Here is a 14,750-nt window from a genome sequence, read left to right on the forward strand (position 1 = left end):
GCGCCCATTCAAGTATTCAAATACCCTGCCGCCACACATTCTTCGATCGCCTCTTCCACCATCGACCACAGAGCAGGCGCGCCGACTTCTACAGGACGCATTCGTGCAACCACGCGATCGCGCCTAATCCCGTACTTGCGCCAAGTGCCACCCTGGTTTTGCTGATTGAGTAAGAAAGGCTGAATTCGATCGAGGGCTGCTGCAAATTGGGCAGTTGGGGTTTGTTGGGCTTCAAACTCGTTCCAGAGCGATCGTAGTTCGTTGCCTTGATCGGCAGGAAGTAGCCCAAATAATCTTTCGGCGGCTCGTTCTTCTCGTTTTGCTTTGTTTCTGTTGCCTACTTCGTCGAACGCAAACGTGTCGCCTGCATCAATTTCGACGATATCGTGAATCAGCAGCATTTTAGTGGCGTGGAGTAGGTCGGTTTCGGGTGGGGCGTACTCGATCAGTACCGTTGCCATCAGAGCGATGTGCCAGGAATGTTCGGCGGTGTTTTCGGGGCGCGATCGATCGGAAATGTAGGTTTGGCGAAGGATTTGCTTGAGGCGATCGATTTCGATAATGAAGGCGATTTGTTGAGTAAGGCGGCTGGTTTTTCCCATGAGTTACTGAATTCAGTACAGGGGAAGCGTATCAGAAGAACGCCTTCTTTTATGGGAAAAATCGCATCAGTAATTCAAGAATAACGTGTCAAATGCAGCATCGGTGAGCTTTGTGGGCTGACGGGCTGGCAGCGGAGACGCTGGTACTTGCGGGCTATCTGAATTTGCCGGAGTTGCTTCTGCATCTCGAACCTGGTGTGCTGTTTGCTCTAAAGCTACAATGTGCTGTTCTAGAATAGTGAGGCGATCGCAAATTTGTTGGCGGCGATCGTCCATGCCTTCTAGCTCTTGTCGGAGCCGTTTTTTTTCAATGACTAATTTATAAATATCTAGGTAAGCCGCTGCCTCGGTTTGTTGCCGGGGCATGGTGCTAATTTTAGGACGAATTTGACCTTTAGGAATGCGCAGCATAGGAGGGAACCTAATTTTGTCCTAGTGTGCCCTTGCTCTGAAAATTTTCATCGCCGCCAATTTCTAAACTTTTGCAACGTCGTACTCCGAGCTACAGTTTAGAAGTTTGGGGTAGCTGACAATGAGGCAAAACTCTGCACAGTTCCTTTGCCATGAAGTCTTTTGCTATGAAGCCCCGAATTATTGTTTGTGGTTTAGGTCGAACGGGTTATCAAGTTTTTCGCTTGCTTCAGCAGCAGGGTGCAACCGTAATCGGAATCCATTCTCAGCCGCTGTCGTCACATGAGCGAGATGACAATATTATCTTGGGAGAATTATCAGCAGCAGCAACGCTGATTGCAGCAGGAATTCGGGATGCAGATACGTTGGTGATTGTGCATGACGATGACGCGGTGAATTTGTCAGTGTTAACTCAGGCACGGGTGTTAAACCCTTATATTCGTGTAGTTAATCGGTTATTTAATGCGAGCTTGGGCGATCGCCTTGACCATTCATTATCCGATCATTTCAGCATGAGCGTGTCGGCATTATCGGCTCCTATTTTTGCATTTGCGGCGTTGGGCAATCGGGCAATTGGACAGTTGCAATTGTTCAATCAAACCTGGGCAATTCGAGAAGAATATGTAGACGAAGGGCATCCCTGGCTGGGGCAAAAACTAAGCGAACTTTGGGAAGATCGATCGCGGATGTTAATCTATTATTTACCTGCCTATAGCCAGATGGATTTAGTCGCGGCGGTGGTGAGTGGACAATCATTGCAAGTGGGCGATCGCCTAATTATTGCCACCCAACCGAAGCCGCAAACAGTTCAACGGACTTTGAAGCAAAAGCTTTCTGGATTATTAGCAGGTCTACAAACTTTTCACATTCACATTAAACCAACTATTCTAGTTTCGTTAGCATTACTGTTCACAATTTTTATTGCCACGTTGACTTATACCGTTACCAATTTCCGTATTTCAGCGATCGATGCGCTCTACTTTTCAGTTGGCATGATTACAGGCGCGGGCGGTGGCGAACAGGTTGCAGAGCAAGCGCCTGATAGCGTTAAATTTTTTACTATTGTGATGATGCTAATTGGTGCAGCGGTGGTTGGAATTTTCTATGCATTGCTCAATGATTTTGTCTTAGGAACCCGCTTTCATCAGCTGTGGAACACGGCTCAAATCCCTCATCGAGGGCATTACATTGTCTGTGGGTTGGGCGGGACAGGCATGAATGTCATGAGCCAACTTTGTGCAAACGGGTGCAGTGTGGTGGTCATTGAGCGAGATGCTAATAATCGTTTTTTAAATGCGGCGCGATCGCTCAAAGTTCCAGTTATTCATAGTGATGCTAATTTGCTGCCTACACTTCAGCTAGTTCGTTTAACAGAGGCAGCAGCAGTTTTGGTAACGACGAGTAATGATGTCACCAATTTGGAGATTGCGCTGACGGTCAAAGGAATTGCACCCAAAGTGCCTGTTATTGTGCGTAACCAAAACCCTCAATTTGCGCCCTTAGCCCAGCAGGTATTTGATTTTGAGGCAGTGTTAAGTCCGGCAGAGTTGGCGGCTCCTTCCTTTGCGGCGGCGGCTCTGGGTGGGCGAATTTTGGGGACGGGGGTAACGGCAGACATTCTTTGGGTAGCGCTGGCGACAATGATTACTCCGGCTCATCCGTTCTGTGGCAAACGGGTGCAGGATGTGGCAATGGATGCTGATTTAGTGCCGCTCTATTTGGAAACGGAGCGTCAAACCATGCACGGGTGGAAGTTACTAGAAATGGAGTTATCGATTGGAGATGTTCTGTATTTAACAATTCCAGCAATGCATCTCGATCGATTATGGCGAGGGGCACGGCAGAAGCTGAATTTTGGGTAGGGCTTGGGGCTATAAATTTCTAGGTATTGCTGCGCGATCGCCTGACACTATAATGAAAAAGCTTTTCTAAACGGAGTGAAGCGACCTATGACTAATCTTGTAATTCAATTTGCACAGATGCCATTGCCGATCGATCTCTCTTCCCTGACTGCAATGGCGAAGATGAGCGATCAACAGTTTTATGAATTTTGTCGCACCAATCCTGAACTGCGAATTGAACGCAATGCTGCTGGAGAAGTGATTGTTATGCCACCTGCTTTTGCTGATACTGGAAACCGCAACTTCAAAATTTCGCAACAGATGGGCAACTGGGCGGATGAAGATGGGACAGGAGAACCATTTGATTCTAGTACGGGTTTCACATTACCTAATGGGGCAATTCGGTCTCCTGATGCCGCGTGGATTTTATCCGATCGCTGGAATGCTTTGGCATCTGAGGAAAAAACATCTTTTGCGCCGATCGCACCGGATTTTGTGGTGGAATTACGTTCGAGTAGTGACCGCCTAAAAACTCTGCAAGATAAGATGGCGGAATATATTGAAAATGGTGTGCGGTTAGGACTATTGATCGATCGCAAGAACTGTCAGGTTTATGTTTATCGTCCTGATCAAGACGTAGAAGTTTTAGATCATCCTGAAGCCGTGAGTTGTGAACCGGAGATGCCAGGGTTTGTTCTCAAGATGGGGAAAATTTGGTAAAGACAAGTTGTTGGTAACAACAAGTTGATCATGATCAAGATAGTGGTAAAGACATACTACGCGACGACTTTCGCCCTGACAGCAATGTTGATATATTATCGTTCTTGACCCTGATGCTAGAACGCATCTGAGCCTCATAGATTTAGTCAGAATGGAATACCACTAAGCAGCAAGAATCGAACTTGCAGCTAAAGCTTCTGAAGCTTTACCTCTACAACGGTTCCCAGCAATATATTAGATTTGATTTCTAACGTGCCGCCGTGCGCCTCAACAATACGTTTCACGATCGCTAGCCCTAATCCATTTCCCGTCGCTTTAGTGGTAAAAAAAGGCTTAGTGATCTGTTCAATTTTATCAGCAGGAATAGGTTCGCCCCCGTTACGAACTTTAATGCTGATTTCTTCCGCCATTAGTTGAACGCTCCAGTAAACCGTTTCGTTCTCGTTCACTGCTTCACAAGCATTACAAATTAAATTGATGAACACCTGCTTTAGTTTATCCTTGTCTCCTTGAATCACAGCAGGCGTATTAGCAGGCGTAAATCTGATGTGCTTGCCGTGAGTAGCAGGCATCTCTCGAAGCATCTCTAACATTTCGCTGATTAATAGGTTTAGATCTAGCTCAATGATGTTCAGCGTTTGGCACTTGGTGTAGTTCAGAATTTCATTTAGCAAACGTTGCAGGCGATCGGCTTCTTCCAGGGCAAGATTGAGGCGAAATTGGGCTACAGCAGGTAAATCTATCTTCTGAAAAGATTGAAGTCCCATTAGAACTGTAGTGAGCGGATTACGAACTTCATGGACAATCATGGCAGAGAGTTCCCCGACTTCGGCAAGGTTAGCAAGGGCACTTTCGGCTTGTTTACGCTCAGCGATCGCTGCCGACACTTGCTGATACATTTGGCTAAAGGCAGCAATCACATCTCCGAGTTCGTCGTGCCGCTGGGTTTGTAAAGATTCAAAAGGCGGGGGAGCTTCGTCTTGCAGAACAGCGGTTCCTGCATTTAACAAATCTTTCCGCAATAACATAATGGGTGTAATGAGCAGCGGCTCTAAAGCGACTAAAGTAGCAATGGTAACAAAAATAGAAATAATCAAAACAAGTCCAGCAATGCGTCCAATAAAGGCAATAATATCGGTTTGCACTGAAGTGGCATTATGACGAATAATCAGGACATATTGCCCTTCAAGGGGAGCGATCGCCCAAGCCGCATCATATTCATGACGTTGATACAGATTAGCGCCAGGATTTGCTTGAACAGCGGTAAAACTAAGCTGTGGCATTTTGCCAAAGGTGCCGACTAGGGTGCTGTCGGGACGATACAGCGCGCCTCCCAAAATTTTAGGGTTAAGGATGCTTTGTTGCAGCCGATCTAACACTTGGCGATCGGTTGTTCCAGCAGGCAGCATCCTGAGTGCGCCCGAAGTCTCGGCAGCAGAAATTTCTTTAAGCTGCGACAATAGCTCTTGCTGACGGCGGTAAATGGAGGGCAACAAAATCAACGCTTCAATCAGCACAATACTGGCAAATACCGACAACACAATCTGCCGAGATAAGCGTGCCTGAAACAGATGTCGTAATGCCAGTCGTCGAGAAGCCAATTCTTTTACCTCTTGCTGTCATCCGAAAGGCTAATCATAATAAAGCCGATTATGGTAAAGCCGATTATAGTAAAGCCGACTATGGAATATCTCAGTTTTGCATGACGATCGCAATTTTCGATCGATCAACCTATGGGGATTGAGCCTACTGGCAATGAATTGTAAACTTTCCTCAAAGCCCATTCAAAACTTCAGAGCCCTACTGTTTCCCCATGACTTCAGATCCTAACCATAAGTTCATCGTTAAGCGTGGGCCTGGTAGCTTCTTTGCAGGCGCAGTGTACCCTTTCCGGGCACTGGCTTTGTTTGCAAAAACGCCTCGCCTGCGCCGATATGTGTTGTTTCCCATTGCAGTTAACCTGTTGGTGGGTGGCACAATTTATGCAGCACTGCTGTTTGCTGGATTCCGGGCGATCGACACTATTGTTGCCGACGTGCCCAACTGGACAGGCAATTTAGCGCACCTTTCTCCCCATCTCCCCGCCATTCCACCCATTAGCCTGCCGCAGGTCAGCTTATCACCTGGGCAGATGAGTTTCCCCGATTGGTTGCCCCATTGGAATCTTGCGCTCCCCGATTGGCAACTGCCGAGTCTACCAAGCTGGAATCTTCGCGCCCCCGGTTGGGCGATCGCCATTGCCGATACCCTGGGAGCTTCGTTCCTGTGGATTTTGCGCTTGCTGCTAGTGCTGATCTTGTTGCTGGTTACAGGGTTTATTTTTCTTCAGTTTGGGGTGCTGCTGGGTGCGCCTTGGTATGGCAAACTGTCGGAGGAACTGGAACTGCTAAAACTGGGCAAGTTACCGCCTATGGATTCAAGCCTTAGCCGGACGGTTCAGGATGTGGGGCGGGCAATTTTGTATGAATTGAAAAAGCTGGTGCTGTTGATTTCAGTTGGGCTGCCCTTGCTGCTATTTAACTTTCTGCCTGGAATTGGCACCGCGATCGCCTCTGTGGGTTACCTGACTCTCACTGCAACGATCGTTTGCCTCGATTTCTTTGACTCTGCTCTCGAGCGACGGCGATTGCGGTTTCGGCAAAAATTAGGCGTGGTGCTGCGAAGCTTGCCTGCCAGTGCGGCATTTGGACTCGTCTGTCTGGTGTTGGTCAGTGTGCCCTTGATTAATTTGCTGGCAATTCCAGTGTGTGTGGCAGCAGGAACTTTGTTTTTTTGCGATCGCATTCAACCCTGGCTTGACCCCTAACGCTTGTCCTTTGTCCCTCATTCTTGGTATGAAAAATAGAACAATGATCCATCACTCCTAACGCTCATGGTCTACGCGATTGACTTCGGTACAAGCAACACCGTCATTACCCGCTGGAATGCTGCGACTCAGCAGCCAGAAACCCTGACGCTTCCGGGATTTTCGCTGAAGCTGGCAGAGAATCCGCCGTTGGTGCCAAGCCTGCTGTACGTAGAAGACGGCAGTTCTGGCAAAGTTACTGTAGGTCAAATGGTGCGCGATCGCGGACTCGACTTAAGTGGCGATCGGCGGTTTTTTCGCAACTTCAAGCGCGGTATTGGTGCAGAAATCCAGGGCTTTTTGCCAGAGTTAGATGGGGCTACTATCAGCTTTGAGCAAGCAGGTACCTGGTTCTTAACAACTCTTCTGCAACAGCTTCAAGCCACCGATCCAACCCTTGACTCGCTCGTTTTTACGGTGCCTGTAGACAGCTTTGAGGCGTATCGCAATTGGTTAACTCAGGTTTGTCGATCGCTGCAAGTAAGTCAGGTGCGGATACTGGATGAACCCACAGCAGCAGCTTTGGGCTACGGGCTGAAAGAACAAAGGACTGTGCTAGTCGTTGATTTTGGCGGCGGCACTCTGGATTTGTCTTTAGTAAAACTGGAAGGTAGACCGGAGCAAAAGCCTGTCGGATTTTTGCTGAAGTGGGGGCAGAAAGTGCTGGAGGAATCAGCACAGCGCCCAAAAATTGCGCGTGTTTTGGCAAAGGCAGGACAGAACTTAGGTGGGGCAGATATTGATCAATGGTTAGTGAATCATTTTGCAACGACTCAAGGACTAGCAGCGACATCGCTAACGTTACGATTAGCAGAACGTCTTAAAATACAGCTTTCGCAACAGACTGAAGCCACTGAAGTTTACTTTAATGATGAAACGTTTGAAAGCTATGAGCTACAAATCAATCAAGATCACTTTAATCAATTATTAGCAGAGAATCAGTTTTTTACCCGTCTTGATGAATCAATGAGCCAAGTATTGCAACAGGCTCGTCGTCAAGGATTAGAGCCTGCGGACATTAACGCAGTTTTACTGGTGGGTGGTACTTCCCAAATCCCTGCGGTGAAAGCCTGGGTTGAACAGTATTTCTCACCCGAAAAAATTCGTTCAGAGCGACCCTTTGAGGCGATCGCCCAGGGTGCATTGCAAATTTCTCAGGGTATAGAAGTAAAGGATTATCTCTACCACAGCTACGGCATCCGCTACTGGGACAAACGCAACAACCGCCACGCCTGGCATCCTTTAATCAACGAAGGGCAGCCCTACCCCATGCCGCAGCCCGTAGAACTTTTCCTGGGCGCGTCTACCGAAAACCAACCCAGCATTGAATTAATCATGGGCGAATTGGGCACAGAAACGGGCGGCACAGAAGTATTTTATGATGGCGATCGCCTCATCACTCGTTCCTCCTCCGGTGCCTCTGTAGCAAAGCCGCTGAATGATAGCGTTGAAGCTCGAACCATTGCCCAACTCACTCCTCCTGGTTATCCGGGGAGCGATCGCATTAAAGTATTGTTTTGGGTTGATGAATCTCGGTTTTTGAGAATGACGGTCGAAGATTTATTAACCGCAGAAACGCTGCTAGAAAACCAGGCAGTGGTGCGGCTGAGTTAAACTTCTAGGAATTAGCCTGGTCAATAAAATTCAGGATTCTTGAGTGACGCTATTTTAAGGTGAGGGTGCCCTGTTCATTGACCCGATACTCTTTGCCAACATAGCCTGTACGATTATAGAAAACTTGATGAATGTACTGATCCAGTTCAACCTCATCAGGAATTTGGGGACGGTAGTAATCCTTAATTTGTTCTTCAACTCCTAGCTCATTGAGGCGATCGTGAAGTGCCTGATTATCGCTTTGAAAATATGCCGTTAGAGCAGGTTTATCTTGCAAAAAGGTTAGGATAACTGACGACGGGACACCACCAATCAACAACCCCCCTGAAAAAAACCAAACTGTAGACAGCCCCAAGCAGATCACGGTTATCAGCGTCACAATCCGCCTTAAAATGGCTGGTGTTTGAGAAGATTTCTCCTGATTGCGCGATCGCTTTGATTGTTCAAGCTGTCCCATTCGTTCCTCCCACCTAATAATTTCTAACCCTACCTTAGCCATGCTCCCCTCTAATCGTCTACAGGCAGTGCAGACCCCTATGATTCCTATCGTGGGAGAACTGATTCGCAACTCGCCTGGAACGATTTCTTTGGGTCAGGGTGTCGTGTCCTACCCACCACCGCTCCAAGCAATCGCCCAAATTACTCAATTTCTAGCGCAGACCACCAATCATCAATATCATCCTGTGCAAGGCATTCCGGCATTGCAAGAGGCGATCGCCACGAAGCTTTTGGCAGAAAACGGTATTTCTATTGGCGCAGAGCACTGCGTTGTAGTGACCGCAGGCAGCAACATGGGTTTCTTAAATGCGGTGCTGGCGATCGCCGATCCGGGTGATGAAATTATTTTGCAAACTCCCTATTACTTTAATCACGAAATGGCGACGGTGATGGCAAACTGTCGCCCCGTTCTCGTCAATACAAACAAAAACTATCAACTCAACCCCGACGCTATTCGTCAAGCCATTACGCCGAAAACTAAAGCTGTTGTTACGGTTTCGCCCAACAATCCCACGGGTGTTGTCTATCCCAAAGCCGTTCTTCAAGAAGTTAACGAAATTTGTCGAGAGCGAGGTATTTATCATATTACCGACGAAACCTACGAATACTTTACTTACGACGGTGCTTCTCACTTTTCAGTCGGATCAACGTTCGGCAACCATACCATTTCGCTGTTTAGCTTATCGAAAGCTTACGGTTTTGCCAGTTGGCGAATCGGCTACATGGTGATTCCAGCACACCTGATGTCGGCAGTGATAAAAATTCAGGATACTAACTTGATTTGTGCCGCAGGGATTTCACAGTATGCCGCGTTGGGAGCATTGCAGGCAGGTAAACAGTTTTGTTTAGACAAAGTGGAGGCGATCGCTCAAGTTCGCCAAATTGTCCTCCAAGAACTTGCTACTATCCCTCACCTTTGCACTATTCCACCGACTCAAGGCGCGTTCTATTTCCTCCTCAAAGTTCACACAGATTTGGATTCTTTAGAACTCATCAAACAGTTAATCCATCATCACAAAGTTGCTGCCCTTCCGGGTTCTACCTTTGGTATGGAAGGCTGTTATTTACGAGTTGCCTATGGCGCTCTGGATCAAAAAACAGCGGCAGCCGGGATAGATCGATTAGTGCAAGGTTTACAAGAAATCATTAAAAAAAGGCGATAACAAATCGCCTCTTTTCATGCAACGCTCGATCGCCCCCTAAAATGCAAACCCAAACAACTGTTGAATTCCCATAGGTTCATTTGCCACAGGACTCGAATCCGCTGGAACTTGATCACCCCCAAACAACTCAACAATTTTCTCAGCCAAAAGTTGGGCAATGCCTTGTCCTGCCTGTGTAGATGAGGTCGATTGCGCCGTCACAGCGGCTTTAGTCGGTGAACTAGCAGCGTTCGCAGCAGTTGGATCTGGCAAACTGGCAACGTTTATAGCCTGTTTAACCGCATCCTGATTTACCGCGATCGCTCGGGCGATCGCAGCCATTCGGCGCGCCTGGTCGTGCCCAATGGTTTCGGCAGTATTTCCTAACCCAGGTGCATCCCACCGCTGAGTAGCCGGATTAATGAACGCGCGAGTGCGTGCCCACAACACCGCATCTGAACCGCTCATACCCTGCTGACGCGCTTGGGCTAACCAGTCTACATACCCACCCTGATCAAGAGCGGCTTTAGGCGCTTGATTTGCTAGATCAATGCCGTTGAGCTTTTCTTCTAAAGTCAATTGCAAGCCGTGGTCAGCCGCCTTTGCCTCAATAACTTTTGCCTGATCGGCTAATCGAGACAACTGTTTTTGATCGGCATCTTCAGGAGATTGTGCTGAATGTTGGTAAGAGAAACTGCCTCGGTTCCAAACTTGGTTGCCTGGATCAACGTGACCATAATAAGCATGAGTGCGATCGCCCTCCGGAGTCCGAGTTCCCTCAGCGCTCCCCACTGCCTTTGCAACTAAAGAATTTGTATTGCCTGTGAATAACTTGTCTGTAATCACTCCCACCTTCAAATTTGCATCCTCTTGAGGAGCCGCTGCTACAGAAGGCACGCCTTGCTCCGGCTCGTAAAGCGGTTCTGTGGGAGAAAGGCTAAATCCTAACTCGATCGGCTTGCGAGAAGCAGAGGGCGCTGGAGGTTGGACAGGTGCAGGTTGGATGGGTGTAGGTTGAACTAATGTATCTTGAATCGGTTCAGCTTGAACGGATTCAGCTTGAGTAGATCCACTTTGAGCGACAGGTGCTCCCACAGACGTGGGTGGTTCAGCAAACGACAGGACGGGCTGAGCCGGAGCTTCTTTGCTAACAGTATCGCCCAGCTTGTTAGCAGATTTTACAGAGAGTTCCGAAGCTGTGGAATCCGGCGCGATCGCCACTGGTAACGCTTCCGTTCCTTCATTCGTTACCGTTGTCGTTGCATCAGAATTCTCCTTTTTGAGGATCGGATCTGTTGCCATCCAAATGCTACCTTCTGTTGCAGGGGGCGCTGCATGGGTAGAAGATTTGTCAAAGTGCAATGCTTCATCTGCTCTAGCCAAAGGTGCATAGCTGACCATAACCGTAACCAAACCCAGTAAACACAGGAAACGAGTTTTCATAGCGATCGCAATATCCGTTCTAAAATGTCTTGTGCAGGCTCAACCATTGCCCAGGTGCCATCCGTTTGCTTCCTCAACGTGGCAAAGTGCAAATAAGCCCCTGAGCCGATAACCTCTCCTTGCTCGACCTCTCCCAACTTCAGGTTTTGCAACCCACAAAGCCGAAAAAGATAAGCAGGAATTTCTGGACTAGAGAAAACCACGCAGTTTTTAATGTTTGGCTCTAGGGGCTGTACCCGTCCGCCAAACGGCGCATAGGCGCTGTCGCCGTTCAGGTTAATTGAAATATCGCCTAATCCTGCTGCCACCTGATGACCGCCAATTGTGTCTCCCGGTTGCAACTGCCAAACTTGCTGAATTTGAATGGTTCGGGGTGGCTCTGTAGAATACTGCATAGAACAAGCGCTGCTCAGAAGTATCATCACCGCCAGCATTCCACGCTTCCCAACCCAACCAATAAACCGCATACCTACTCCGAATACTGACGCAGATACCTTTAAAGCATCCTCATTAAACTTTATATAGGGCACATATGTCCTGATCAAACAGCCTGCTTAAACAACCTGACCAAGCAGACGATCGATATCAAATCGACTTACTGAATCAAAAATCGATATCCGGCATACTCGTCCTCCTCATACAGTACGATCAGCCAAGTTTTAGGATCAAATGCCAACGGATAAACCAGTCGTTCAGCGGTAGCTCCGGCTCGCACACTCAAGTTGGGCAACTGACAATAGGGCGATTTCAAGATATCCTCTACCCTCGTCCGTGGATCTCGCTCCGAAATAGTTAGAAACTCTGCAAGCTGCTCCCGCGAAATGATCACACCTTCGTTTACAGCACCTTGGCAAGTTTCTGTCCGCCCTGGTATACGACCTGAAGACCCTATGCCTAAATCGATCATTAAAATAGCAACCAAAGGCAGCAAAAGAGCGGCAATTAGCAGCAGTTTAGAGGGAGGAAAGCTAATTTCAGGATGTGTCATTGTTCTTTATCCTCGAACCCCATTGAAATGATGCAAGATAAAACGAGGGTAATCCAGAGTATGCCAAGGAGAAGAAGACTCATGGTAAAGCACTAAATTCTGCCGCCAATCAACAGACCGAGCAAGACGATAACTAAACGGTAACCCCAGATCAAGCTAGATTCGGAGGTGAGAGGACGACGATAGATGGCGATCGCGCTGGGTGTCACCATGATGGCGATCGCGGGTAACCACAGCCCAGGGAAGATCGTGAGGAGCGTATCTAGTAATACACGTGCCACGATCGCGCCTACAAGTAGTATGACAGTATTGCGAACTCTAAAAGGAGAACCTTTAGAACGTTGAACAGACCGTTTCTGCATCTTAGACTGAAGCGTTTTAGACTGGGACGTTTTAGGCTGAGGTCTTTCGACCAACCAGTTCCAAACACGGCGGAATAAAGAAGAATTCTGTCGTGTTCTCATGGCACGATGACGAAGCTCTTCTGCATTTAACTCAGCTTCTCGCTCTGCCTTAAACAAATCTACAGAACGAGAAGTGACCACAAATTTACCCTGCTGATCCTTTTCAATATGAGGTACAGCAGTTTCCAAATACTCACAAATGGGCGGAAGTCGGACAGCTTTTCCTGAACTAGCTAGATTTTTTGAATCAGATGATTGCCAATCTTGCCCGACTTGCTCGGCGATCGCTTTTAGCTTCAAAATAGCTGCCTCTTGCGCCGCCGAAAGCTGATTAACCTCTTCCGCTTGCGCATCCAGCCGCTGAAAAGCCTCATCTAAACTGTGAACTACAGGCGGCTTGGGCTGCTCCAGCTTTTTCACATAAGTACTCGTCAAATGACTTAGCCGTTGAGTTTCCATTGCCAGTTCCTGACCCGTTGCTCGATGAGTCCGCTCTGCCAAAGGCTTAATCTGCTGCATACGAGCCGGACGAGAAGAAGCTAGCGTAGGAGCATGAGCAGAACCGGGAGCAGGTGCCGGAACAGACGAACGAGGTTCATTGGCTCGGATTGAGCGCAGGGCAACTTGAATCGCCTTGATTTCTGTTTGAAGTTCTTCCATGGCAGTTTGTGAGTGTGAATGAATAGAATTTGAAGGGAATAAACTTGTTTAATACTAATGTACTATTTCTAGATTAAATATAGTACCTAAGTACTAAATTTGCAACTCATTTCTATTAAAAACAATAAACAGGGCTAGGCAGCCCAAACGAAAAGGCGCATCAAGCAAAACTCAATGCACCTGTACAAGTGATTTGACACAGATTTTCAAACTAGTTCATAAACCTGTGCAGTTCGCCTATCTGGCTCGGCATCTCAATTCCCGACTACCCCAAAACAGCCTGCTCCACCGCGATCGCCGGACCAACTAAAGAAACGTAAGGTTGAGTAAAACAGGTCTGCGCCGCTTTCCGGGCACCTTCAGCCGTTACACCTGCTACATATTCTTGAAACTGCTCATCAAACTCAATTCCTAACCCTAACGTCTCATATAGCCCGAAAATCTGAGCAATCTGTCCATTGGTTTGTTTCCCTAGCGCGTATTGCCCCAGCAACTTATTCTTCGCTGCTTGCATTTCATCCGCCGTCAACAACACTGAACACAGCCGATCCACTTCCTGCTGCAACCCTTCTAATGCGATCGCCGCATTATCGGGTGCAGTTCCCATATAAACGACAAACTGCGACTGATCTAACCGCGTTGGATAGAACGCTGATACCTCATACGCTAACCCTCTTTTCTCCCTCAACTCAACGAATAATCGACTCGACAACCCATTTCCCAAATACGTATTCAACAATCGCAACGCAATATGTTCAGGGCTATTCACTGGAATTGCTAAATACCCCAACATAACGATCGCCTGCTGCGTATCTTGCACGGTCAAAACCCGTTCTGGCTGTGCCGCAATTTTTGGTAAATCTAAGCGTGGCAAAGGTATCACGCCTTGTTCTCCTTGAGGTGCCTGCCAATCTCCAAAGTGCTGCTCTAGTAGAGCGATCGCCTGTTCTGGCGCAATTCGCCCTGCCACAGACACAATTAAATTATCAGGACGAAAGAAAGTTTGGTGATATTCCAGCAAGTCCTCACGGCTCAAATGCGAGGCTGTCTCTTCAGTTCCCAAACTCGACATAGCATACGGATGATTTTGGAACATTGCCTGCCGCAACTGGGCATTCGCCACTGAAAACGGCTGTTCCTGCATTGAACGAATTCCCTGCACTGCCTGCCGCCGCTCCAAGTCCACCTCATCCTCAGGAAAAGACGGCGATCGCATCACCTCTGCCATCAAATCCAGCATCTCCTCAAAGTCTGCTGAAACGGTCTTCAGGCTCATCAAAAAATAATCTGCTGCCGAGTCTGCTCCTAAACTTGCCCCAACTGACTCTACGCGCTCAGCAATTTCCTGAGACGATAACCGCTCAGTTCCCTTTGTAATTACCGCCGACAGCAAATGGGAAATTCCTGCTTTGTCTGCCGTCTCGTATCGCCCGCCCGCTCTTAAAAAAAACCGTGCGGCAACAATGTCTGCTGCGGAGTTCTCAACGGCTAGTACCGTGATGCCGTTACTGAGAATCGTGCGATGGATCGTCCGGTTTTGTAGCGTCAGAGTCGTAATATGGGGCATTGCAGAATGGAAGAA

At 47.9% G+C, this 14,750-nt stretch carries 14 protein-coding genes; 5 read left to right on the plus strand and 9 right to left on the minus strand.

Translation table 11 applies throughout. The annotated features are described in order from the left end of the window. Positions 1 to 8 precede the first annotated feature (8 nt). Together KME11_02585 and KME11_02590 are read right to left on the minus strand one after the other, a co-directional pair. The gene (locus KME11_02585) at positions 9 to 602 is read right to left on the minus strand and encodes an HD domain-containing protein (GenBank protein MBW4514096.1); all 594 of its coding nucleotides are present in this window, start codon (positions 600 to 602) and stop codon (positions 9 to 11) included. 66 nt (positions 603 to 668) lie between these two features. Continuing rightward, positions 669 to 1,013 carry a hypothetical protein gene (locus KME11_02590; protein MBW4514097.1) on the minus strand — a complete coding sequence of 115 codons (345 nt, stop codon included), beginning with the start codon at positions 1,011 to 1,013 and terminating at the stop codon, positions 669 to 671. A gap of 167 nt (positions 1,014 to 1,180) precedes the next feature. Between KME11_02590 and KME11_02595 the strand changes: the two genes are divergently transcribed. Next, positions 1,181 to 2,875, plus strand: a complete 1,695-nt coding sequence (locus tag KME11_02595) for an NAD-binding protein (GenBank protein MBW4514098.1) — start codon at positions 1,181 to 1,183, stop codon at positions 2,873 to 2,875. 87 nt (positions 2,876 to 2,962) lie between these two features. Further along, entirely contained in the window at positions 2,963 to 3,574 is a 612-nt protein-coding gene (locus tag KME11_02600) for a Uma2 family endonuclease (protein ID MBW4514099.1), read from the plus strand. Positions 3,575 to 3,762: 188 nt separating this feature from the next. Here KME11_02600 and KME11_02605 read toward each other — a convergent pair whose 3' ends face one another. Continuing rightward, complete coding sequence (locus tag KME11_02605) at positions 3,763 to 5,175, minus strand: GHKL domain-containing protein (protein MBW4514100.1); 1,413 nt, start codon at positions 5,173 to 5,175, stop codon at positions 3,763 to 3,765. Positions 5,176 to 5,387: 212 nt separating this feature from the next. Here KME11_02605 and KME11_02610 point away from each other — a divergent pair, with 212 nt between their 5' ends. Continuing rightward, a complete protein-coding gene (locus KME11_02610) occupies positions 5,388 to 6,380 on the plus strand; it encodes an EI24 domain-containing protein (protein MBW4514101.1) in 993 nt (330 codons plus the stop codon). Positions 6,381 to 6,446: 66 nt separating this feature from the next. Further along, the gene (locus tag KME11_02615) at positions 6,447 to 8,033 is read left to right on the plus strand and encodes an Hsp70 family protein (GenBank protein MBW4514102.1); all 1,587 of its coding nucleotides are present in this window, start codon (positions 6,447 to 6,449) and stop codon (positions 8,031 to 8,033) included. 49 nt (positions 8,034 to 8,082) lie between these two features. Here the strand turns inward: KME11_02615 and KME11_02620 are convergent, their stop codons facing one another. Beyond that, positions 8,083 to 8,532: a hypothetical protein gene (locus tag KME11_02620; GenBank protein ID MBW4514103.1), complete on the minus strand. Its 450-nt coding sequence runs from the start codon at positions 8,530 to 8,532 to the stop codon at positions 8,083 to 8,085. On the opposite strand from KME11_02620, the gene KME11_02625 reads away from it, so the two are divergent. Beyond that, positions 8,531 to 9,694, plus strand: a complete 1,164-nt coding sequence (locus tag KME11_02625; GenBank protein MBW4514104.1) for a pyridoxal phosphate-dependent aminotransferase — start codon at positions 8,531 to 8,533, stop codon at positions 9,692 to 9,694. The genes KME11_02620 and KME11_02625 overlap by 2 nt on opposite strands. A gap of 36 nt (positions 9,695 to 9,730) precedes the next feature. Here KME11_02625 and KME11_02630 read toward each other — a convergent pair whose 3' ends face one another. The 5 genes from KME11_02630 to KME11_02650 all read right to left on the minus strand — a co-directional run bounded on the left by KME11_02630 (position 9,731) and on the right by KME11_02650 (position 14,735). Beyond that, positions 9,731 to 11,116: a hypothetical protein gene (locus KME11_02630; protein ID MBW4514105.1), complete on the minus strand. Its 1,386-nt coding sequence runs from the start codon at positions 11,114 to 11,116 to the stop codon at positions 9,731 to 9,733. Further along, positions 11,113 to 11,541 (minus strand): hypothetical protein, encoded by a 429-nt coding sequence (locus tag KME11_02635; protein ID MBW4514106.1) that lies wholly within the window; start codon positions 11,539 to 11,541, stop codon positions 11,113 to 11,115. The genes KME11_02630 and KME11_02635 overlap by 4 nt, the downstream gene beginning before the upstream one ends. Before the next feature lie 170 nt (positions 11,542 to 11,711). After that, on the minus strand, positions 11,712 to 12,104 hold the full coding sequence (locus tag KME11_02640; protein MBW4514107.1) for a hypothetical protein: 393 nt from the start codon (positions 12,102 to 12,104) through the stop codon (positions 11,712 to 11,714). A 92-nt stretch (positions 12,105 to 12,196) separates the two neighbouring features. Next, a complete protein-coding gene (locus KME11_02645) occupies positions 12,197 to 13,168 on the minus strand; it encodes a hypothetical protein (protein MBW4514108.1) in 972 nt (323 codons plus the stop codon). Positions 13,169 to 13,433: 265 nt separating this feature from the next. Next, on the minus strand, positions 13,434 to 14,735 hold the full coding sequence (locus KME11_02650; protein ID MBW4514109.1) for an insulinase family protein: 1,302 nt from the start codon (positions 14,733 to 14,735) through the stop codon (positions 13,434 to 13,436). Between the last annotated feature and the right edge of the window lie 15 nt (positions 14,736 to 14,750).

This window comes from Timaviella obliquedivisa GSE-PSE-MK23-08B, assembly GCA_019358855.1.
GTDB classification, from domain to species: domain Bacteria; phylum Cyanobacteriota; class Cyanobacteriia; order Elainellales; family Elainellaceae; genus Timaviella; species Timaviella obliquedivisa.

What these genes read in the sequence shown, in the direction of transcription:
- KME11_02590 (MBW4514097.1), bottom strand. Translation starts at nt 1,013, where the DNA reads ATGCTGCGCATTCCTAAAGGTCAAATTCGTCCTAAAATTAGCACCATG.
- KME11_02625 (MBW4514104.1), top strand. Translation starts at nt 8,531, where the DNA reads ATGCTCCCCTCTAATCGTCTACAGGCAGTGCAGACCCCTATGATTCCT.
- KME11_02615 (MBW4514102.1), top strand. Translation starts at nt 6,447, where the DNA reads ATGGTCTACGCGATTGACTTCGGTACAAGCAACACCGTCATTACCCGC.
- KME11_02650 (MBW4514109.1), bottom strand. Translation starts at nt 14,735, where the DNA reads ATGCCCCATATTACGACTCTGACGCTACAAAACCGGACGATCCATCGC.
- KME11_02585 (MBW4514096.1), bottom strand. Translation starts at nt 602, where the DNA reads ATGGGAAAAACCAGCCGCCTTACTCAACAAATCGCCTTCATTATCGAA.
- KME11_02595 (MBW4514098.1), top strand. Translation starts at nt 1,181, where the DNA reads ATGAAGCCCCGAATTATTGTTTGTGGTTTAGGTCGAACGGGTTATCAA.
- KME11_02620 (MBW4514103.1), bottom strand. Translation starts at nt 8,532, where the DNA reads ATGGCTAAGGTAGGGTTAGAAATTATTAGGTGGGAGGAACGAATGGGA.
- KME11_02630 (MBW4514105.1), bottom strand. Translation starts at nt 11,116, where the DNA reads ATGAAAACTCGTTTCCTGTGTTTACTGGGTTTGGTTACGGTTATGGTC.
- KME11_02610 (MBW4514101.1), top strand. Translation starts at nt 5,388, where the DNA reads ATGACTTCAGATCCTAACCATAAGTTCATCGTTAAGCGTGGGCCTGGT.
- KME11_02600 (MBW4514099.1), top strand. Translation starts at nt 2,963, where the DNA reads ATGACTAATCTTGTAATTCAATTTGCACAGATGCCATTGCCGATCGAT.
- KME11_02640 (MBW4514107.1), bottom strand. Translation starts at nt 12,104, where the DNA reads ATGACACATCCTGAAATTAGCTTTCCTCCCTCTAAACTGCTGCTAATT.
- KME11_02645 (MBW4514108.1), bottom strand. Translation starts at nt 13,168, where the DNA reads ATGGAAGAACTTCAAACAGAAATCAAGGCGATTCAAGTTGCCCTGCGC.